Below are 20,608 nucleotides of genomic sequence, written 5' to 3'. Positions count from 1 at the left end.
CGATGCGCCGTCCACGGCTACGGTTCCCCCGACTTCCTCGGCTGTGGACAATCAGCACGCTCACCCCAGCCGCAGCCCGCTCGCCCGCCGCACCCGCCGCCGCACGCCGGCGCGGACGGCGTCCTCGGTGCCGATGATCCGCACCCGGTCCTTGGCCCTGGTGATCGCGGTGTACAGCAGTTCCCGGGTCAGCAGCGAGGACCGTTCGTCGGGGAGGATCACCGACACGGTGCCGTACTGGCTGCCCTGACTGCGGTGGATGGTCATCGCGTACACGGACTGCACCGACGAGATCCGGCTCGGGTGCAGCAACAGCGGGTCTCCGCCGCGACCGAACGCGGCGACCAGGTCGCCGCCGCCTTCCTCGCCGTTGCCGCCCCGCACGACGACGCCGGTGTCGCCGTTGTAGATCTTCGCGTCGTAGTCGTTGGCGGTCACCAGCAGTGGGCGGCCGGCGGTCCACGCGTCGGGGTCGAGGCGGTGCCCGGTCGCGGTGCCGATCCACTCCAGCGACGCCCGTTCCCACCACGCGACGCCGAACGGGCCGTCGCGGTGCGCGCACAGCAGTCGGTGCCGCTCGGCGAGTTCCAGTGCCGCCGCCACGTCCCCCGCCTCGGCGGCGGCCGTCACCTCCGCTGCGGTGTCGAGCACGTCCCGGCGCAGTGCGTCGAGGTCGTCGGGGGCCAGGAATTCGATTCGGTCGCTGCCGGAGTTGAGCAGGTCGAGGACCCGGTCGGGTTGGTCGTCGCGGACCGCGTCGGCGAGGGCCCCGATCTCCTCGTCGAATCGCCACCCGCGGGTGAGCCGGACGATGCCGCCGCGCACCCGGTCCCGTTCGCCGTCGTCCCACCCGTCGGCGTCGAGGTCGGCGCCGACGACGGCGGGCAGCACGGGATGGGCGGCCGCGGTGACGGGCCGGTCGACGAGGTCGGCGAGAACGGCCCCGGCGTCGACCGACGCGAGCTGGTTCGGGTCGCCGACCAGGATCAGCCGGGCCTGCGGTCGTAGCGCCTCGAGCAGCCTGCACATCATGGTCAGCGACACCATCGACGTCTCGTCGACGACGATCACGTCGTGCGGCAGGTGGTTCCCGGCGTGGTAGCGGGGACCGCGATGGCCCCACCCGAGCAGCCGGTGCAGCGTGGACGCGGACAGCGATTCCGGCAGCGCGAGCCGGTCCCGGTGCTGGTGCACCGATTCCTGCAGTCGGGCGGCGGCCTTCCCGGTCGGGGCGGCGAGCCCGATCCGCAGCGTCGGCCCCTGCAGCCGCAGCAGCATCGCGAGCACCCGGGCGACGGTGTGGGTCTTCCCGGTGCCCGGACCGCCCGCAATGACGGCGGTGCGGTGGGTGGCGGCGACCGCGACCGCGACCCGCTGCCGGTCCGGCGCGTGCTCCGGAAACAGGTCCGCGAGACCCGCGCGCAGTTCGGCCGCGTCGACGTCCGGGCGATCGCCCGCGCGGGAGTCGAGCACCCGCCGGACGGTGTCCTCCTGCCGGTGGTACTTCTCCAGGTACAGCAGCGGGCCGCCGACGGTGTCGACGAGCCGCAGCGGCCGCAGCGGGCCCGCCTCGCCGCCGACGACGAGCGGGCTGACCCGCAGCGCGGCGAGCAGGTCCGCCGGGTCGGGCCACGGCAGCGCGTCCAGGTCGACCTCGGTGCCGTCGTCGGCGGCGACGGCGTCGACGCCGATGTCGCGCATGCCGCCGACGTCCAGGCACACCGATCCGGAGCGGACCGCGCGGACGGCCAGCGCCGTCGCCAGCACCGCCGCCTCGGACGTCTCACCGGCGAGCTGCGCGAGCCGCACCGCGACGTGCACGTCCGCGGCGCCGAGGACACCGGCCTCGTTGAACACCCGCAGCGCGCCCTTGCCGCGCTGCGCAATCCGCGCGTCGGTCATGGTGTCTCCCCCCTCGGATGAAGGACACGTTCACCCGGTCTGACGGGCTGAAGGTTCCCTTCACCCCGGTCCGGGTGGCCGGCGAGCAGGTCGGACAGCCGGGTCACCAGTTCGGCGGGCGGGTGCCAGTCGAATACGCCGCACCCGGCCGGGGTGTCGGGTCCGGCCATGCCGCGGACGAACAGGTACTGCACGCCGCCGAGGTGCACCGCCGGGTCGTATCCCGGCAGCCGCCACCGCAGGTAGCGGTGCAGGGCAACGGAATACAGCAGGGCCTGCAGCGGGTAGTGCGAGCGCATCATCTCCGCGGCCATCGAATCCCTGGTGAAGTGCGCGGTGCTGACGTCGCCGGGCGCGATCCGGTTGGTCTTGTAGTCCACCACCACGAACCGCGGACCGGGAAGCCGCAGCACGGCGTCGATGCTGCCGGTGAGGTAGCCGCGCAGCGGCGCCGCCCCCAGCTCGGCCAGCAGGTCGGGGTACGGGGCGAGCACATCACCGGCGGGCAGGTGCCTACGCAGCAGCGTCACCACGCCCGCGAGCGTCACCCGATCCGCGGCGTCGCCGTCCGGCGCTCGGACCGGATGGTCCAGCGGCAGTTCGAAGTCGAGTTCCGGCAACCGGTCGGCAGGCGCGATCGAGGCGAGGGTGCGGCCCACCGCCGGAGCCGCCAGCGGTGTCGCGAGGACCGGCATCAGCGCGTCCGCCAGCGCGTCCGGGTCGACCCCGGAGAATCCGGCGGTCACCTCGTCACGGCACCGCTGCCGCACCTCGGCGGCGAGGTCCGCGGCGGCGGTGTCGACGTACTCGAGGACGGCGTGCACCAGGGTGCCGAACGCCGCGCCGGCGGGCAGCCCGTTCATCGGGGACGGCAGGTGCCCGCCCACGTGGTCGGCGGCGGGCACCGTCAGCGGCGGATCCTCCGGCTCGTCGCCGAGGTCGGGTTCCTCCGGCTCGCTCGCCGCAGGCGCGAGCGCGTGCGCGGCCGCGGTGATCGCCGTATAGGAGGTGCGGCGCCAGTCCGCGTCCAGCGCGCGGTCGAACCGGGCCGCGGTCAGCGTCTGCACGCGCTCGGCCTGCGGCGCCCACGTCCCGGCCAGGACCGGGCCGGGCGGCACCGCCTCCACCCGGATGCCGGGAACACCGTCCGCCCACCGGGAGAACTGGTGTGCCACCTCGGGATCCGCGGGGACCCGCAGTCCGCGCGGCACCTCGGCGGCGCCGGGGGCGCGGGCGAGCAGCATTCGGTGCAGCGGCGCCGACGACGTCGACGCGGCCGGCGCCCACCACAGCACCAACGCACACTTGGCGCGGGTCAGCGCCACGTACAGCAGCCGAAGCTCCTCGCCCGCCTCCTCCTCGTCGTGCCGCCTGCGCCGATCCCCGTAGTCGGGGCCGTCGGGGCCGCCGACGTCGAGGATGCGGGTGTGCGCGTCGTCGTGCAGCAGCAGCCGGTCCGGGGTCGGGTTCTTCGCGGCGTCCCACCCGTACGGCACGTACACGATCGGGTATTCGAGCCCCTTGGTGGCGTGCACCGTCGCGATCTGCACCGCCGCGGCGTCGGAGTCGAGGCGTCGGCTGCGGTCGACGGTCCCGGACGTGGGGTCGCGCATCCGGTCGGTCAGCCACCGGGTCAGCGCGGTCAGCCCGAGGCCCTGCCCGACGGCGACCTCCCCGAGCAGCTGCGCGATGTGCCGCAGGTCGGTCAGCCTTCGTTCCCCGCCGACCCGCCCCAACAACCGCTTCTCCAGCGCGCCCCAGGCGGCGAGCCGCTCCACCATCGCCGCGAACCCGGCGGTCGCGAACACCCGCGCGAACTCGCGGATCCCGCCACCGATCCGCGCGACCAGCTCGTCCCCGCCCGCGTCGAGGTCGGTGGCGGTGCGGCCGAGCAGCGGCGTCAACGCGGCGAGCCGCACCCGGTCCGCGCGGTGCGGCTGCTCGAGCGCCTGCAGCACCCACAGCCAGTCCTGCGCGGCGGGGGTGACGAACACGCTCAGCCCGCCGACCGTGACCGCCGGGATCCCGGCCCGGTCGAGCGCGTCGTGAACGAGGGTGATCTGCCGGTTGGTGCGGACCAGGACCGCAATGTCCCCGGGCAGGACCGGACGCGGCCCGGCACCGAGCGGGTCGTCGGCACCGAGATCGATGACGGCACCGCCGTCGACAACCCCGCCGTCGCCCACACTGGCGGCACCGCCGTCGCCCACACTCGCGGCACCGCCGTCGCCCACACTCGCGGCACCGCCGTCGCCGGGTCGCGCGCCCGACACGAGCCGCACGATGTCCGCGGCGACGTCGTCGGCGACCCGGGAGCGGAGCGCGGCGACGGCCGGGAACCCGCTCTTGCCCAACGGTCCGGCGCCGGCGCGGGTCAGGTGGCGCAGGCGGATCGGCGGAACCCCCGTCACCCGTGCGGGTTTCACGGCCGACACGGGATGCACGACAATGCCGGGATGCCCAAGAGCGGCCCCGCCCTGCACATGCGCCAGCGCGGCGAGCAGTGGTCGGTCGCTGCGCCAGTTGGTGGTCAGTTCGAGGGTGCGGGACTCGGTGACCGCGTCCAGGTAGGCGAACACCTCCGCGCCGCGGAACGCGTAGATGGCCTGCTTCGGGTCGCCGACCAGGATCAGGGTGACGTGCTCGTGGAAGGCGGCGCGCAGGATCCCCCACTGCTGCGGGTCGGTGTCCTGGAACTCGTCGACCAGCACGACGTCGTAGCGTTCCCGGACCCGGCGGCGCGCGTCCGCCCCGTGCTCCGCGTCGGTGAGGACACCGTGCAGCAGAGCGGGCAGGTCATCGAAGTCGCGGACGCCCGCCGCGCGTTTACGCCGACACACCTCGTCGCGGACATCCTGCGCGAACGCGACGGCGTCACCAGCGGCGGCGGTGCCGCCCATGTCACCGGCCGTCCCATCGGCGCCGGTCGGGGCGAGGACGGCCTGCGGGTCGAAAATGGCGGCCCGTGCGGCCTTTCGGGCCTCGTCCGGGGACAGCGACGGCTGCGGTTCCCTGCCGAACCGGGCGAGGTACAGGTCCGAGATGGTCTGGTCGATCAGCTCGGTGGCCTCCTCCACGAGCTCGGTGTCGGGGTCGCGCTCACCCGCGATGCCGATGCCGTCGAGCATCCGCTGGCAGAAGCTGTGGGTGGTCGCGATGGTGGCGGCGTCGAAGTTGGACAGGGCCTGCAGCAGCCTGCGGCGGCGCAACGCCACCGTGTCGGGGTCGGCGGCCGCGAGGAACGGCACCAGCGGGTCGCTGCTCGCCGCCGGGTCGGCGAGCCCGGCCGCGACACCGGCGAACCGGTCGCGGGTGCGTTCGCGCAGCTCCTTGGTCGCGGCGCGGCTGAACGTCACCAGCAGCAGCCGCTCCGGGTCGACGCCGCGTTCGGCGACGTACCGGACGGCGAGCCCGACGATCGCGTACGTCTTGCCGGTCCCGGCGCTGGCCTCGAGCACCGTCGTCCCGGACGGCAGGTCACCGAGCAGGTCGAACGCGGCCCGGTCCGCGCCGGGGGCGTTCACGACGCACCCATCGTCTCGGCGGCGAGCAGCGGTTCCCACAGCGCGCGGGCCAGGTCCCCGAACCGGGTGCCCTCCGTCCCGCTCGCGCGGGTCGCGGTGAGCACCGTGAGCGGGGCGTCCGCGCCGTACAGGTACGTCACGTGTCTGTCCTTCCCGTCGCCGAAGGCGCTGCCCCATTCCTTGGCCGCGGAGTCGAGCGCCGACTCGACCGCGTCGCCGTAGGCGCGGCGCGCCGCATAGGCGGCGGTCGCCGCGGTCGCGATCGGGAGCGGCGCCCGAAGGCCGCTGTCCCGCAAGGTGATCAGAGAATCGAGCTGCGCACGCGCGTCGGCGGGGGCGACGAGGTGTGATCGCCACGCCGTCGGCCGCCGCACCGGCCCCTTGCCGATCGTGTCGGCGCGCCACCGCCGGTCCGGTTGGGTGGCGGACAGCGCCAGCAGCTGCACCCAGGCGGTGAGCCGATGCTTCGGACCCAGCTTGGAGAAGGTGGTGCGGGCGACGACGTCCTCGTGGACGCCGTCGACGCTGCCCGTCAGCCGGCGTCCGTCCCCGAGGTCGAGGTCGACGTCGACGGTGCCGGGGCGTCCGGGCATCCGCCCCGCCGACGCCAACACCCGCACCGCCTCCTCGATGCCCTCGAGCGCGCGGCCCCCCAACGCGGCAGGGGGCAGGGTGCCGCGGCGCCACTCGGCTGCCCGGAAGTCGGCGACGGCGGTGGGGAAGTCCCGGTCGTCGGCGAGGATCGCGGTGAGCATCCGTTCCCCGATCGACCACCTGGCCAGCGAGTCGAGCTCCAGGTCGAGGGCATCGGCGATCTCCTCGTCGAGGTCCGCGATCCGCACCCCGAGCCGCTGCCGGAGGAACCCCTGCGTCGGGTGCACGACGAACGCGATCAGCTCGGCCAGGTCCACGTCCCCGGGCGCCAGCGCAGGCAGCGGCTCGGGCAGGAACCCGCGGTCGGGGGCGGCGGGACGTTGCGCGGACATGGCCCCGGCCAGGGCGGCGGTGTCGAAGCTGAACGGGCGCGGGCCGCGGAAGTTGCGGGCGTCGAACGGCTGCAGCGGGTGCGTGGTGACCACGGCCGCGGGCCGCCCGACCATCGCGTCGAGCACGTCCCGCACCTCGCTGAGCGGGATGGCGGGCGGCCGCGTCACCCCGCTGACGGGATCCATCCCGGTGTAGAACAGCAGCAGCCGCTCCCCCGCAGCGCCGATCGCGTCGAGCAGCAGCTGCCGGTCCTCGCTGCGCGGATCCCGCTCCCCCGGCAGCGGGGTGCGTCCGAGGACGTTGTCGCCGTCGACTCCGGGACTGCGCGGAAATGCCTCGTCATCGAGGCCGAGCAGCGCCACCACCCGGTGCGGCACCGACCGCATCGGCACCATCGTGCACACCGTCAGCTCGCCGGTCCGGAAGTTGGACCGGGTCGGCCTGCCCGCGAGCCGCGACGCGAGCATCGCCCGCACGTCCGCCAACCGCAGGTCGGCCGCGCCGTGCTCGATCGCCGCCGCCAGTTCCCGATGCGCCTGCCCGAGCTGCCAGGCGTCCCGCTCGCGCACGTCGACGAGCAGGTCCAGCGCCCGCGTCAGCGCCGCTCCCCACGCCGGGGCCGGTTGCGGGCCCGCGAGCCCCCGCAGGGACACGTCGAGTCGGTCGACGAACTCGGCAAGCTTGCCGGTGAGGTCGATGTCGCCGCTGTCCACACCGTCGAGTGGGAGGGTGAGGCCCAGCCATTCGCCGCCGGTGTCGTCGGTGGCGGCGCCGAGCAGGATCCGGTCCAGCGCCGAGCGGACGGTGTTCTGCGGGAAGTCCGGCAGTCCGTGGGCGGCGCGTTCACGGGGGCCGATGCCCCAGCGGGCGCCGGCCGCGGTGGCCCACTCCCGGAGACGTTCCAGGTCGTCGTCGGAAAACCCGAACCGGCGGCGCACCGGCTCGGCGGCGGCGAGATCGAGGATCTCGCTGGCGGTGACGCGACCGTCAGCGAGGTCGAGGAGGGTGGCCAGCACCGCGAGGACCGGATTGGTCTGGTGCAGGGCACGATCCGCGAGCCGGACCCGCAGCGCGTGCCCGGGATGCCCGATGCCGTCCTGCCCGAACGCGGCCCGGATCAGCGGCGCGTAGGTGTCGACGTCGGGGCACATGATCAGCACGTCGCGGGGTTCGAGGTCGCGGAGCTCGGTGAACAGGTGCAGCAACGATTCGCGCAGCACCTCCACCTGCCGGGCCGGGCCGTGACAGGCGTGGATCTGGATGGTGGTGTCGCAGTCCGCGGGACTCGGTGCGCGGTCCGCGGCGAGGTCATCCTGCAGGCATCCGAGGAGGGTCGTGGGGCGCGGCGCCGCCGGGTGGTGCCGGTGCACGACGTCGTCGCGGCGCAGCCTGGCCTGCAGCTCGCGGACGTCGCGGCCGAGGCTCGCGAGCAGCGGGTGCGTCACCTCAAGCCCGCTGGTGTCGGCGGCGCGGGTTGGCGCGGGAACGGACCGGTCGAGGGCGTCGAACATGGTCGGGCTCGGGTGCGGAACCCACAGGTGCACCTCGCGATTGGCGGACAGCGCGTCGAGCACCTCGAGTTGCGCGGTCGTGAGGCGGGTGGGGCCGAACACCGAGATCCGGTCCGGCAGCCCGGCGATGTCGGGATGCGCGCGGATCCTCGCGCAGGCCGGGCCGAGTCGCTCCGCCGGACTCGCTGCCCCGATCCGGTCCCGCAGCCTGCGCCACAGCTGCGACTGCCAGGCGAGGTCCGCCGCCAGCGCGGCCCCTGCGCCGTCGTCGTCGCGGCCCGCGGCCCAGGCGACGAGCATCGCGGGCCGCTGGTCCCCGTAGGAGCGGAACAGTTCCGCGAGGTGCGCGGCGGTGCCGTAGCGGCGCCCGATCCGATGCCCGCCCGCGTCGCCGTGCCCGAGGTGCCGGGCCAGGACCGCCGCCCACGGTTCGTCGAGGCTCACGTCGACGACGTCGAGCAGTGTCCACAGGACCCGCGCCGGGTGCCACGGGTCGGCGTCCGCGTCGGTCCCGGACGCCGCGGCCAGCGCCTCGTCGACGAGCCGGGTCGGTGACGGGAAGTCGATGTTCGCCGCGACCCCGTCGACACCGTCCGGTGCGGCACCGAGGGAATCCGAAAGCCGTTGCGTCAGCCACCGTTCGACGCCCTTGGCGGGGACGGCGATCACCTCGCGGGTGAACGGGTCGGCGAGGGGTGCGGCGAGAATGGCCGCGAGGGCGTCGGCGAGCGTGTCCGAACGCTCGGCGCGGTGCAGTGTGAGCACGTTCCCCCCTCGATCGGTTCGGTCGAGTCAGGGATACCACAGGCGACTGACACCACCCCGTCGGCCGCGCGCAGCCGGCACCACATCACCCCCGACGCCGCCGGGACGGCCGCCGAGAGGGCCCGCACCAACACCCCTGTGCACACCCCCGCTGCTGCGTCCACACCCCCACTGCACGCCCAACACCCCCGCGCACGCCGCAACACCCGTGTGCACACGGCCGCCGACGGGCGCCCGCACCGACACCCGTGTGCACACCCCCGCTGCTGCGTCCACACCCCCACTGCACGCCCAACACCCCCGCACACGCGGCAACACCCGTGTGCACACGGCCGTCGACGGGCACACCCACCCCGCAGCGCGCGGTTACCTGCGTCACAGGATGTCCACCGAGTGGACACCCGGGCTGTGCTGCACACCACTCGTGCGGTAGTGATGAACGAAAGGGTTAACCAATTTCACCGGTACAGAGGTAGTGACTATGTCCGACGCAGTGGCCATCGGCGATGGCATCTTCCAGATCACGGTTCCGATGACCCACAATCCGCTGGGCAGCACCCTCGTGTACGCGATGGAGTCGCCAGGCGGCATCGTGCTCGTCGACGCCGGGTGGGACGGCGACGAAGGGTGGGAGGGTCTGACGGGCGGACTTGAATCGGTCGGGCACTCGATCACCGAGGTCGAGGGCGTCGTGCTGACCCACTTCCACCCCGACCACACCGGCCTGTGCGGCCGGGTCCGCGACGCGTCCGGCGCGTGGATCGCGATGCACGAGGCCGACCACGAGATGTTCCGGTTCATGTCGGCGTCCCACGATGCGGTGTGGGTGACCGACCAGCAGGAGAACATGGTTCGGGCCGGCGCACCGCAGGAGCATCGGGACGCGTTCGGGGCGGCCGCGCTGGGCAAGCCCCCGGCCGGTCCCGAATCCGCACCGGACCGCACCCTCACCGACGGGGAGGTCATCGCGCTCGCCGGGCGGAACCTGCGGGTCGCCTTCACCCCGGGCCATACCCCCGGTCACGCCTGCTTCTACCTCGAGGACGCCGACGTGATGTTCACCGGCGACCACGTGCTGCAAAAGACGACCCCGCACGTCGGGAACTTCGTGTACCCGATCGAGGAGCGGGACGCGTTGGCGGAGTTCATGGATTCGCTGCGTCGGGTGCAGTCAATGGGCATCACCCGCGGGCTCGGCGCGCACGGCCTGCCGATCACCGACCTACCGGGGCGAGCGAAGGAACTCGTCGAGCACCACGAGGAGCGTCTGGATCACTTGTATGCCGCGTTCGGCGACGACGAGCTGACGCTGTGGCAGGTGGCAGAGCGGATGAAGTGGTACCGGCCGTGGTCGGACTTCCATCCGCTGGCGCGGAACATGGCGGTGTCCGAGGCGGCCGCGCATCTGCGGCATCTGGTGACGCGGGAGCAGGTCGGTCAGGTGCCGGGCAGCGAGCCCGCCCGCTTCGCCCGCCGGTAGCCAGTCGATGCCGGGCGGCGGCGACGGTGCCGCGGCCCGGCACCCGCCCGTCACATCGACAGCGACATGCGGGCGACGCCGCGCGCCCAGTCCGGGGTGCCCTCGACCGCGCCGAGCGCCCCAATCATCCGGAGGTAGCGTGCGGTCTCCGCCGCGTCCCAGTACGCGTCGAACTCGGTGACCCTGCTGCCGTCGGCGTTGCGCCACCCCAATGCCGCCAGTCCCTCGGACATCGCGGCCCGCCGTTCGTGTCGAGACGCGCCTGCCGCGACGGTCAGCAGCAGCAGCCGTCCCGCCTCGCGTTCCACCTCGTGCCTGCCGAGCGGGAGCGCGGTGAGGACATGCTCCCACAGCTGGTTTCGCTGACGCGCCAGCGTCGCACCTCTTTTCGTCAACAGCAGCCTGCCCCGGTACTTTCGGGTCAGGCCGAACGCGCGACCGGATTCGAGTAACTCCCGGAACGTCGGATTGCTCACCTCGCGATCGCCGGACCCGACCCACCTTGTGCCCCAGTCGAGTTCGTCGCGGGCCGCGGCAATGACGGCGGGCGGCAGATAGCCGGCCGAGGTCAGGGCGATGCCGTCGGCGCCGGCCCGGCGCAGCAGCCACTGCAGGTGCACCAGGGCACCGTCGATCATGCTCTCGATCTCCGACCACTCACCACTCTGCAGGTCCGCCCGCTCAAGCAGCGAATGCACATGGGGTGCAGCGCGATACGGTATCCGCTCGAGGAGCGGCGCGACCCGCGAGTCCAGTACCGGCGGATGCAGCCGGAGCGCGTCCCTGGCGGCGACCGCCGCGTCGGCCGCGGCCACGTCGAATGACTCCGGGTCGAAGCCGTAGCCCGCCCATGCGCGCAGCTCGTGATGCTCGGGGTGTCCGACGTCGCCGAGCACGTCCACCAGCCGCTCGTACCCGGGCACACCGCCGCAATCCTCCGGCGGACAGGCCCGCTCGCCGGCCAGGCAGGACGGGGCGTCCAGCGTTGCGGCCGGGTCGATGTCCTCAAGCACGACGCTGTGCTCCCACCCGTCGCCGAAGTCGTACTCGTAGATCAGCCGGTCGCCGGGGGCGCCGAGCACGTCCCCGAGCCGAACGTCCTCGTCGCACCTGTCGCCGTCGCCGAAGCCGTCCTCGATGCTCTCCCGCATCGAGAACCGTTCCCGCACCGCACCGGACGGATCCGGGAGGACCCACTGGTGCAGGTGGGTGTCCGTCCAGCCCATCGCGACCTGGACGGCGACGTGCAGTTCGTGGAGGGTGACGGTGGACGGCACCACCAGCCTGCGCCACACCGCGGGGACGACCCCGCTCAACTCGACCCGCAGGCGGTACGCGGCGATCCGCCGCCCGGCCGGGACTCGCGGCGAGGTACCGATCTCGGCGACGAAGGTGCGCAGCGCCTCGGGGTCGGTGGGCACCACCCGCAGGTGCCGGCCAGGCTCGGAGACTCCCATCTCCCGAGCCTAGAACAGGGCGGGGACAGCGGCACGGCGGCCGCGAACGACCCCGACACACTGGAACGCGTTCTACTATTCGGGCATGAGCATCCTCATCGACGACCGCGCCCGCGTCCGGACCCTGACCCTCGACCGCCCTGACGCGCTGAACGCGTTCAACGAAGCGCTGTACGACGCGACGACCGAGGCGTTGCGGGACGCGGCCGAGGATCCGTCGGTCGCGGTGGTCCTGCTCACCGGCAACGGTCGCGCGTTCAGCGCGGGCACCGACCTGCGCGAAATGCACGCCCGCACCAGCGACCCGAACTTCCGCCCCGGCACGCACGGCTTCATGGGCCTGCTCGACACCCTCGCCGACTTCCCGAAGCCGCTGATCTGCGCGGTGAACGGGCTCGGTCTCGGCATCGGGACCACGATCATCGGCTTCGCGGACCTGGCGTTCATGTCCACCGACGCCAAGCTCAAGTGCCCGTTCACCGGGCTGGGGGTGGCGCCGGAGGCGGCGTCGAGCTATCTGCTGCCCGCGCTGATCGGCAGGCAGAACGCGGCGTGGGTGCTGATGAGTTCCGAGTGGATCCGCGCCGAGCAGGCGAAGGAGATGGGTCTGGTCTTCCAGGTCTGCGCGCCCGACGACCTGATGGAGGTCGCCGTCCGGCACGCGGAAACACTGGCGGCCAAACCGATCTCAAGCCTGATGGCGGTGAAGCAGACGATGACGGCGCCGCTGCGGGCGGAGATCGCGGCCGCACGGGAACGGGAGAACGCCTGCTTCGCCGAGCTGATGGGTGGGCCAGCGAACCTTGAGGCGCTCGTCGCATTCGCGGAGGGCAGGGAGCCGGACTTCACGACGCTACCCGCAGGAGCCTGAGCCGGCGGCCGTCAGCCGCGGCGGCAGAGGCAGAACAGGTGCCCCACCGGGTCCCGGTACACCCGGAACGTCGGATGGTCGGCGTCGCCCTCGACGAGCTGGGCCCCCAGCCCCAGCACCCACCGCTCCGCCGCGTCCATGTCGTCGACGACCAGGTCCAGATGCATCCGGGCGCCGTGCGCCGGCCAGTCGACCGGTATGAAGTCGGGGGCCTGCTGGAACGCCAGCCGCAGCTCACCGGGGCCCTGCAGGATCACCCAGTCGTCCTCGGATCGGGTGAGGCGCCACCCGAGCACGTCGCGATAGAACCCGGCGAGCGCCGCCGGGTCCGGGCAGTCGAGCACCGTGTAGTCCACGGCAATGGCGGGACGGGTCATGACGTCGAGCGTAGGCGCACGCCACCGACCCCGCCGCCCAGACGAGCCCACCGTAGGCTTGCGCCATGAGCGACTTCGACGACGCGGTGATTGCCGCGGTCACCGGCCACATGAACGGCGATCACGCCACCGACAATCTCGCGATCGTGCGGGCTTTCGCCGAACCCGATGCCACCGCGGCCCGGATGACCGGGCTGGACACCACCGCGGGCGAGTGGGTGGCGACGGTCGACGGCACCGAACGGCCGGTGCGGGTGCCGTGGCTCGGGCCGGTCACCGACCGGGCCTCGATCCGCACCGAGGTGGTCGCGCTGTACCACGCGGCGTGCGAGCGGCTCGGAATCGAGTCCGGCGGGCACTGAGCCTGCGCCGGAAAACGGTTCGCGCGTCGGCGCGCGGCGGGCTAGCGTCGACTCATGTCTCCTCCGTCCTGAAAGAGTCCCGACATGACCACGTCGACGGCGACCCGCCGACTGATGCCGCTGCTGCTGGTCAACCTCGCCACCCTGCTGTCGGCGACCGGCAACGGCATCACGATCGTCGCGTTGCCGTGGCTGGTGCTGCAGCAGACGGGACGGGCCACCGACGCTGCCGTTGTCGCCGGAGCGGCGACCCTGCCGCTGCTGCTGTCGTCGCTGTTCTCGGGGACGGTGGTGGACCGGTTCGGCCGTCGCCGCACCTCCCTCGTCTCCGATGTGCTGTCCGCGTTGTCGGTTGCCCTGATCCCGATCTCGTCGGCGACGATCGGGCTGTCGGTGCCGCTGATCGCGGTCCTGGCCGCGCTCGGGGCCGCCTTCGACCCGGCAGGCATCTCCGCCCGCGAGTCGATGCTGCCCGCGGCGACCACCGCGTCGGGGTGGCGGCTGGACCGGGTCAACAGTCTGTACGAGGCGAACTACAACGTCGCGTATCTGATCGGCCCCGGCGTCGGCGGCGTGCTGATCGCGGCGCTCGGGCCGGTGAGCACACTATGGGTGACCGCACTCTGCTTCGCCGGATCGATCGTGACGATCGCGTTCCTTCGTCTCGACGGCGCGGGCCCACCCGACCGGGAGTCGCGGCCGGCGTCGATGTGGTCGGGCACCGTGGAGGGCCTGAAGTTCGTGTGGCGCAACAAGTTGCTCCGCACCCTGGCCCTCGTCGACATGGCGATCGTTGCGCTGTACCTGCCGGTCGAGAGCGTCCTGTTCCCGGTGCACTTCGCCGACCTCGAGCAGCCCGCACAGCTGGGATGGGTGCTGATGGCAATGAGCGTCGGCGGGGTCGTCGGCGCACTGGCGTACGGGTCGCTGGCGGCACGGATCCGGCGGCGCACCCTGATGCTCGTCGCGGTGACCGTGCTCGGCCTCTGCATGGTGGGGATGGCCTTCCTGCCGCCGCTGTGGCTGACCCTGTCCCTCGCCGTCCTGGTCGGACTCGTGTTCGGGCCGGTTGGCCCGATTGCCAACTACGCCATGCAGACCCGCAGCCCCGAGCACATGCGCGGCCGCGTCGTCGGGGTGATGACCTCCACCGCCTATGCGGCCGGCCCGCTCGGCTACCTGTTCGCTGGCCCGATGATCGACGCGGTCGGCCTGCAGCCGACGTTCTTCGCGTTGGCGATCCCGGTGTGCGTGCTCGGCGTGGCCTGCATCGGCCTGCCCGCGCTGCGGGAACTCGACACCCCGCCGGTCAGCTGAACCCCATCACCTCGTTGCCCCACGCGGCCCGCAACGCCGCATCCGGGTCGGGGACGAGGGTGTCGGTCTTGTCGATCAGCAGGGTCGAGCGGCCCTCCTCGGTGTAGGGAGCCCAGTGCTTCGACGCGTCCAACGCCGCCGGAACGCCGTATGCGGCGAACGCGAGCCACCGCCGCTGCACGCGCCCGGACACCTGAACGGCGCTCCTGCGGCCGCCGAGCCAGAACGTCGGGTCCATGTTGAGGGTGCCGAAATTGCCGAATACGTACGGCAATTCCGTGGCGTGGCCGGCCCCGACGCGCGCCGCCCGGAGCATCGGGGTTGCGTGGTCGAAGCGGTACACCCATGTCGGCGAGTGCCGACAGTGTGCGTCCGCGATCCACAGGCACGGCATCCGGAATGCGGCGTCACGCGAGATCGCCATCGCCCCGGTCGGTTTCGTGTAGTCCGGGTAGGCGGCGATGACCTCGGCGATCCGGGACGGCGGCATGTCCGGGTGGTCGTCGGCGATCGCCGCGAACATCTGCGTCACCGTGTCCGCCGTCACCGGCAGGATCGGGGATCGGGTGAGCCGGAAGATCGACGCCTCGTCCCGGTTCGTTCCGATGATCAGCGGGATCCGATGTGCGACCCCCTTCTGAAACGCGGCGACCGGGTAGCGGGGCACCAGGTCACCGTCGACAACCGGCGCCATCGCCAGCGTGCCGGGCACCGTGATGACGATCTCGTCGAGGAGTTCGTCCCCGGCACGGAGCAGGTCCTCGACCGGCAAGTCGTGCAGGCGGTCGGCCTCGGACGGTGCGACCCCGGCCAGTTCGAGGAAACGGGACGCGACGGCGGCCGCTCGCACCGCGCCGTACACGGAGGTCGCGGGGGCGCTCTGGGCGATCGCGCGGTGGAACAGTCCCTCCGCGCGCGGTGCGGTCATCAGCGTCGTGATCGCCCCGGCACCCGACGACTCACCGAACACGGTCACATTCCCCGGGTCGCCGCCGAACGCGGAGATGTTGTCCCGCACCCATTCCAGTGCGGTCACCAGGTCCCACAACCCGAGGTTGGGCTCGAACCCATCCCCGAAGGACGACAGGTCGAGGAACCCGAACACCCCGAGCCGGTAGTTGACGGTGACCACGATCAGATCCCCGGTCTCGGCGAGTCCGCGACCGTCGTACACGGTCTGGGAAGATGCCCCCACGCAGTACGCGCCGCCGTGGATCCACACCATCACCGGCCGCGGCTCCTCGGCGGGGCGTGGCGCCCACACATTCAGGGACAGGCAGTCCTCGTCCTGCGCCAGGCCCGGGTCGATCGGAACCTGCATTGCCTTGGCCTGCGGCGCGATCGGCCCGCGGTCACGGCAGTCGCGTTCGCCATCCCACGCCCGGGCGGGTGCCGCGCGGCGGAACCGCCGATCGCGTCCTGCCGTCGCATACGGCACGCCCATCCACGCGAACACCGAGCCCGCCGCGTGACCACGCACCGCGCCGTCCGCCACCCGAACCGTCAGCGTTCGCGGTCCCGTGACGGCACTGGTCTCGTCGGTGTGCACGACAGCCTCCCTTCCGTCGCGGTCACTCATCGCCAACGTACCAACCCGGCACGGGGAGCAGGTGCGCGCGACACGGACTCCCGACCGGCCGGTCCGCGACGGTCCCCTACCATGACCGACGTGCGCACCACCCGAATCATCCTGCTGCTCACCACCCTGAGCGTGGTCGGGGGCTGCGCGAACACCGTCGACGGGGCCGCAGGCCCGGCCGCGGAGCAGCCCGGTCCCGGCACCACGACCGCACCAGCCCCGGCGGCGACGACCACGCGGTCGACCTCCGTGACCCCCAGCCTCGCACCCGCCGCGCAGGTCGCCGACTACCTGGGCGAGGCGGGCGGCTCGTACTACTTCACCAGTCCCAGCGGGAAGTTCGAGTGCGCGGTGATCACCACTCCGGCCCCGGTCGCCGGCTGTCACGGCAGTCTCCCTGGCACCGCGCCGCGGGTGCCAGCACCCAGCGGCCCGGGAACGACCATCCCCAACGCGATCCGGGTCGTCACCGGGGAGCCCGGCGAGTTTGTCAGCACCGGAGATCCGGCGTTCCACCGCTTCGACGGTCCCGCGAAGGCGCTGCCGTACGGCTCTCCGCTGCGCGTGCAGGGGTTCACGTGCACCGTCGATCGGCGCGCCGGGGTCACCTGCGAGAGCGGATCCGGCCACGGCTTCACCGTGTCGGACGTCGCCTACGACCTGTGGTGACCGGAGTCAGGAGTACAGCGCGTCGATCTCGGCGCCGTAGCGCTGCGCAACCACGTTCCGCTTGATCTTCAGAGTCGCGGTCAGTTCACCGTCCCCCTCGGTGAGGTCCCTGGCGAGGATCGCGAAACGTTTGACCGCCTCGGCGTGCGAGACAGTGGTGTTGGCGTCGTCGATCACCCGCTGCACCGCCGCCCGCAGGTCACGATCGTCCCGGAGGTCCGCGACCGTCGCCTCGCCGCCCTTGCCGTTCTCGGACCGCCAGCGCGCGAACGCATCCGGGTCGACCGTGACCAGCGCCCCGATGAACGGCCTGCCGTCGCCGACAACCACGGCCTGCGATACCAGTTCGTGGGAGCGCATCCGATCCTCGAGCGGCCCCGGCGACACGTTCTTGCCGCCTGCGGTGATGAGGAGGTCCTTCTTCCGTCCGGTGATGGTGAGGTAGCCGTCCTCGTCGAGGGACCCGAGGTCGCCGGTGCGGAACCAGCCGTCGTCGAATACGTCGACGGTGGCCGTCTCGTTCCTCCAGTAGCGGCCGAACACGACACCACCGCGCAGTTCGATCTCCCCGTCGGAGGCGATCCGGACCGCGTTGCCGCCGAGCGGTTGTCCGACGCTGCCGATCCGCTGTGCACCCGGGACGTTGACGCAGTGCGCTGCGGTGGACTCGGTCAGACCGTAGCCCTCGTAGATCGGGACCCCGAGCCCGCGGAAGAAGTGTCCGAGCCGCGGCATCAACGCCCCGCCGCCGGAGATCGCCCACCAGCACTCGCCACCGAGAACCGCACGCAACTTCGAGTATACCAGGCGATCGGCCACGAAATGCTTGAACCGCAACAGCATTGACGGCCGTCCCCGATCGATTGCCTCGCTGTACTCGACAGCCGTCGACTCGGCGAAGGCGAACACTCGCGCCCGCAGCGCGCCACCCGTCGACGCCTGCTGTGCCGCCGCGTCGCGGACCTTCTCGAAAACCCGTGGCACCCCAAGGATCACATTCGGCCGGAACCGATCGAACTGCCCGACGATGGTGCCGAAGTTCGACCAGTGCGCCTGGGTACCGCCCGCCTCGAACATCGCCAGCGACACCGCGCGTGCCAGCACGTGCGCGAGCGGAAGGAACGTCAGCATCCGATTCCCTGGGCGTGCGACGTCACCGATGCTCGCCGCGAGGATGCCCCGGACCTCGGACAGGAAGTTCCGGTGCGTCAGTACGCATCCCTTGGGCCGCCCCGTCGTCCCGGAGGTGTAGACGAGCGAGGCCGGGTCGTCGGCCCGCAGTGCGGAAACCCGCTGCTCGACGGCGGAGTCGTCCAGATCGGCACCGGACGCGAGCAGCGTCTCGATAGCTGCGTCCTCGATCTCCAGCACCCGGACGCCGGTGCCAGCGAAGTACTCTGCGTGCGAGGAGGTTTCGACGATCGCGACGGTGGCACCCGCATCCTCGACGATCCACTGCACCTGATCTGCCGACGATGAATCGTAGATCGGCACCGACACCGCACCTGCCGCCCAGATCGCGAAGTCAAGCAGCGTCCACTCGAATCGGGTCGCCGAGAGCAGCACCACCCGGTCCCCCGGTTGCACGCCGCCCTGTATCAGCCCCTTCGCGACGCCGGTGACCAGGTCCGCGAACTCGGCGGCCGTGACGTCAACCCACCGGTCGCCGCGCGGGCGGGAGAACAGCACGAGGTCCGGGGTCGTGTCGGCGTGGGAGTACACGGTCCGGACGAGGGCGTCGTCGTCGGCGATCGTGAAGGTGGGTGTCGTCGCGTACTCACGCATGCGGAGCGCCTCCGGTCGTGTCGTTGTCGGGCGTGGGGGTCGGCACGCGAAAGCGGTGCAGAAGGTCGGCGAATAGCGCGATGTCGGAGTCGGTCCAGTCCTCGACGCGGCCGGCGACCTCGCTTCGGCGGCGCACACCCGCCGCTGCCAGCACGCTGCGCCCGGCATCGGTGAGCGTGAGCGGGTGCCCCGTCCGCACCGGCCCCGGTTCGGCAACGACCCAGCCGCTGTCCACGCATCCACGGATCTGCCGGGACACCGTGGAGCGGTGCACCCCGAACGCGTCGGCGATCTCCGTCGCGCGGCAGCCGGGGCTGCGGTCGATGTACGACAACACCGAATGCTGGGCGAACGACGGGGCTCCGTCACCACCCCGATCCCCCGTCATCAGCTGCCGAACAAGGTGCACGAGTTCGTCGTGGACCCGAGCGACGGCAGCACTGTGTTGCATTCCGCAACTATAACGCCGCGCGCGGCTATCCGATACCCCGGGTATGGAAGGCTGAATGTCGGACACCTCTGGTAGACGTGGGGCATGAGTGTGACCCTCGACGGCTTCATCGCGATGCTGGACACGTTGCCCGAGACCGAGCAGGTCGATGCCGGGAACTGGACCGCGCTGAAGGTCTGCGGCAAGGGCTACGGCTACATCTGGGAGAAGACCCGAACCGTCGGGCTGAAGGCGACCCTGGACGAACAGATTGCGTTGGTCGCCGAGCGCCCCGAGGTGTTCGAGATCCAGTTCACCGCCGGCCAGTTCGGCTGGATCGTCGTCCATCTGGAGGGCATCGAATCCGACGAACTCCTCGAGCTCGTCACCGAAGCCTGGTGCCTGACCGCGCCGAAGCGGCTCGTCGACGCACACGAGTTCGGCAGCCTCTACGACGAGTAGCCTCCTAGTCCACACCACACCCATGTGCGCGCGGCGCTGCCCCTGTGCGCACAGGTCCTGCTGCGTGCACACGGATACTCCGCATTCCCCATGTGCACATAGCTTCTGCAGCGCCCACACCGGTATTCGGCGCTCAACACCCCCGCGGACACCACATCCCCCCTGTGCACACGGCTTCTGCCGCGTGCACACCAGTGTTCGGCGCTCAACACCCCCGCGGACACCACATCCCCCCTGTGCACACGGCTTCTGCCGCGTGCACACCAGTGTTCGGCGCGCAACACCCCCGCGGACACCACATTTCCCGTGTGCACACCTCGTCTGCGTGATGCATGCCTGCGGTCGCGTGTGCCCCCGAGGCGAGGCCAGCAATACCCGTGCCGACCCGGCAGCGGGCGTGTGCACACAGCTGCTCCTGCCGCGTGCACACCGGTGTTCGGCGCGCAATCTGTCTGCGGACGCGGCAGTGGGCGTGTGCACACCTGCGGTGTCGCCGTCGCATGCGTTGGCTGGCGGTCGCCGTCAGTGGGCGGTGTCGTCGCTGGGTCCGTGGTCGGGCTGGTGGCAGCGGCGTGGTCACCCGCGCTGTGCACACGGCTTCTGCGGCGTGCACACCAGTGTTCCGCGCTCAACACCCCCGCGAACACCGCATCCCGCGTGTGCACACAGCTGATGGGTGCCCGTGGAAGGGGTGGGATGCGCGCAGCGGGGTTCGGCGCTCAATACCCCCGCGGACGCCACATTTCCCGTGTGCACACCTCGTCTGCGTGATGCATGCCAGCGGCCGCGTGCGCCCCGAGGCGAGGCCAGCAATACCCGCGCGGACCGGGCAGCGGTCGTGTGCACATACCTTCTGCCGCACCCACACCCGTGTTCCGCGCTCAACACCCCCGCGAACACCACATCCCCCCTGCGCACACGGCTTCTGCCGCGTGCACACACCCACCCCACCGGGCGACCCACCCCCGAAAACGCCGAAAGCCCCGGAACCCAACCCCCCAAAAGGGGTCAAGTTCCGGGGCTCCCGAACAAGTAATGTACGGCGGTGTCCTACTCTCCCACACCCTGTCGAGTGCAGTACCATCGGCGCTGGAGGGCTTAGCTTCCGGGTTCGGAATGGGACCGGGCGT

Annotated in this window: 14 protein-coding genes and 1 rRNA gene; 6 read left to right on the top strand and 9 right to left on the bottom strand. The window is 71.9% G+C overall.

The genetic code is table 11. The features are described 5' to 3' along the window. Window positions 1-60: 60 nt before the first annotated feature. The 3 genes from recD to recC are packed head-to-tail and all read right to left on the bottom strand — an operon-like array spanning window position 61 to window position 8,689. Complete coding sequence (gene recD / locus ACFWPA_RS08450) at window positions 61-1,902, bottom strand: exodeoxyribonuclease V subunit alpha (RefSeq protein ID WP_378569989.1); 1,842 nt, start codon at window positions 1,900-1,902, stop codon at window positions 61-63. Next, the gene (locus ACFWPA_RS08445) at window positions 1,899-5,465 is read right to left on the bottom strand and encodes a UvrD-helicase domain-containing protein (RefSeq protein WP_378569988.1); all 3,567 of its coding nucleotides are present in this window, start codon (window positions 5,463-5,465) and stop codon (window positions 1,899-1,901) included. The genes recD and ACFWPA_RS08445 overlap by 4 nt, the downstream gene beginning before the upstream one ends. Further along, window positions 5,423-8,689, bottom strand: a complete 3,267-nt coding sequence (gene recC, locus ACFWPA_RS08440) for an exodeoxyribonuclease V subunit gamma (RefSeq protein ID WP_378569987.1) — start codon at window positions 8,687-8,689, stop codon at window positions 5,423-5,425. The genes ACFWPA_RS08445 and recC overlap by 43 nt, the downstream gene beginning before the upstream one ends. Window positions 8,690-9,170: 481 nt before the next feature. On the opposite strand from recC, the gene ACFWPA_RS08435 reads away from it, so the two are divergent. After that, window positions 9,171-10,169 (top strand): MBL fold metallo-hydrolase, encoded by a 999-nt coding sequence (locus ACFWPA_RS08435; RefSeq protein WP_378569986.1) that lies wholly within the window; start codon window positions 9,171-9,173, stop codon window positions 10,167-10,169. Between the two features lie 50 nt (window positions 10,170-10,219). Here ACFWPA_RS08435 and ACFWPA_RS08430 read toward each other — a convergent pair whose 3' ends face one another. Continuing rightward, window positions 10,220-11,626, bottom strand: coding sequence for a plasmid pRiA4b ORF-3 family protein (locus ACFWPA_RS08430; RefSeq protein WP_378569985.1), 1,407 nt, complete (start codon window positions 11,624-11,626; stop codon window positions 10,220-10,222). An 85-nt stretch (window positions 11,627-11,711) separates the two neighbouring features. Here ACFWPA_RS08430 and ACFWPA_RS08425 point away from each other — a divergent pair, with 85 nt between their 5' ends. Further along, entirely contained in the window at window positions 11,712-12,497 is a 786-nt protein-coding gene (locus tag ACFWPA_RS08425) for an enoyl-CoA hydratase/isomerase family protein (RefSeq protein ID WP_378569984.1), read from the top strand. Between the two features lie 11 nt (window positions 12,498-12,508). Here ACFWPA_RS08425 and ACFWPA_RS08420 read toward each other — a convergent pair whose 3' ends face one another. Beyond that, window positions 12,509-12,874, bottom strand: coding sequence for a VOC family protein (locus ACFWPA_RS08420; protein WP_378569983.1), 366 nt, complete (start codon window positions 12,872-12,874; stop codon window positions 12,509-12,511). Between the two features lie 65 nt (window positions 12,875-12,939). Here ACFWPA_RS08420 and ACFWPA_RS08415 point away from each other — a divergent pair, with 65 nt between their 5' ends. Further along, a complete protein-coding gene (locus tag ACFWPA_RS08415; RefSeq protein ID WP_378569982.1) occupies window positions 12,940-13,236 on the top strand; it encodes a DUF2470 domain-containing protein in 297 nt (98 codons plus the stop codon). 84 nt (window positions 13,237-13,320) lie between these two features. Continuing rightward, window positions 13,321-14,553, top strand: coding sequence for an MFS transporter (locus ACFWPA_RS08410; protein ID WP_378569981.1), 1,233 nt, complete (start codon window positions 13,321-13,323; stop codon window positions 14,551-14,553). On the opposite strand, the gene ACFWPA_RS08405 is transcribed toward ACFWPA_RS08410, so the two are convergent. Then, a complete protein-coding gene (locus tag ACFWPA_RS08405) occupies window positions 14,546-16,102 on the bottom strand; it encodes a carboxylesterase/lipase family protein (protein ID WP_378569980.1) in 1,557 nt (518 codons plus the stop codon). The genes ACFWPA_RS08410 and ACFWPA_RS08405 overlap by 8 nt on opposite strands. Before the next feature lie 120 nt (window positions 16,103-16,222). Between ACFWPA_RS08405 and ACFWPA_RS08400 the strand changes: the two genes are divergently transcribed. Next, complete coding sequence (locus ACFWPA_RS08400) at window positions 16,223-16,801, top strand: hypothetical protein (RefSeq protein ID WP_378569979.1); 579 nt, start codon at window positions 16,223-16,225, stop codon at window positions 16,799-16,801. Window positions 16,802-16,807: 6 nt separating this feature from the next. Here ACFWPA_RS08400 and ACFWPA_RS08395 read toward each other — a convergent pair whose 3' ends face one another. Both ACFWPA_RS08395 and ACFWPA_RS08390 read right to left on the bottom strand, forming a co-directional pair. Further along, window positions 16,808-18,586, bottom strand: coding sequence for an AMP-dependent synthetase/ligase (locus ACFWPA_RS08395; protein ID WP_378569978.1), 1,779 nt, complete (start codon window positions 18,584-18,586; stop codon window positions 16,808-16,810). Then, a complete protein-coding gene (locus ACFWPA_RS08390) occupies window positions 18,579-19,037 on the bottom strand; it encodes a MarR family winged helix-turn-helix transcriptional regulator (RefSeq protein ID WP_378506757.1) in 459 nt (152 codons plus the stop codon). Before ACFWPA_RS08390 ends, ACFWPA_RS08395 begins: the two co-directional genes overlap by 8 nt. A gap of 84 nt (window positions 19,038-19,121) precedes the next feature. Here ACFWPA_RS08390 and ACFWPA_RS08385 point away from each other — a divergent pair, with 84 nt between their 5' ends. Beyond that, window positions 19,122-19,478: an MmcQ/YjbR family DNA-binding protein gene (locus tag ACFWPA_RS08385; protein WP_378569977.1), complete on the top strand. Its 357-nt coding sequence runs from the start codon at window positions 19,122-19,124 to the stop codon at window positions 19,476-19,478. Window positions 19,479-20,515: 1,037 nt separating this feature from the next. Here the strand turns inward: ACFWPA_RS08385 and rrf are convergent. Further along, window positions 20,516-20,608: ribosomal RNA gene (rrf, locus tag ACFWPA_RS08380) — 5S ribosomal RNA — on the bottom strand; the annotation flags it as partial.

The organism is Rhodococcus sp. NPDC058505 (assembly GCF_042720095.1).
Taxonomy (GTDB): domain Bacteria; phylum Actinomycetota; class Actinomycetes; order Mycobacteriales; family Mycobacteriaceae; genus Rhodococcus_G.
This window is presented reverse-complemented; position numbering and strand designations above follow the sequence as displayed.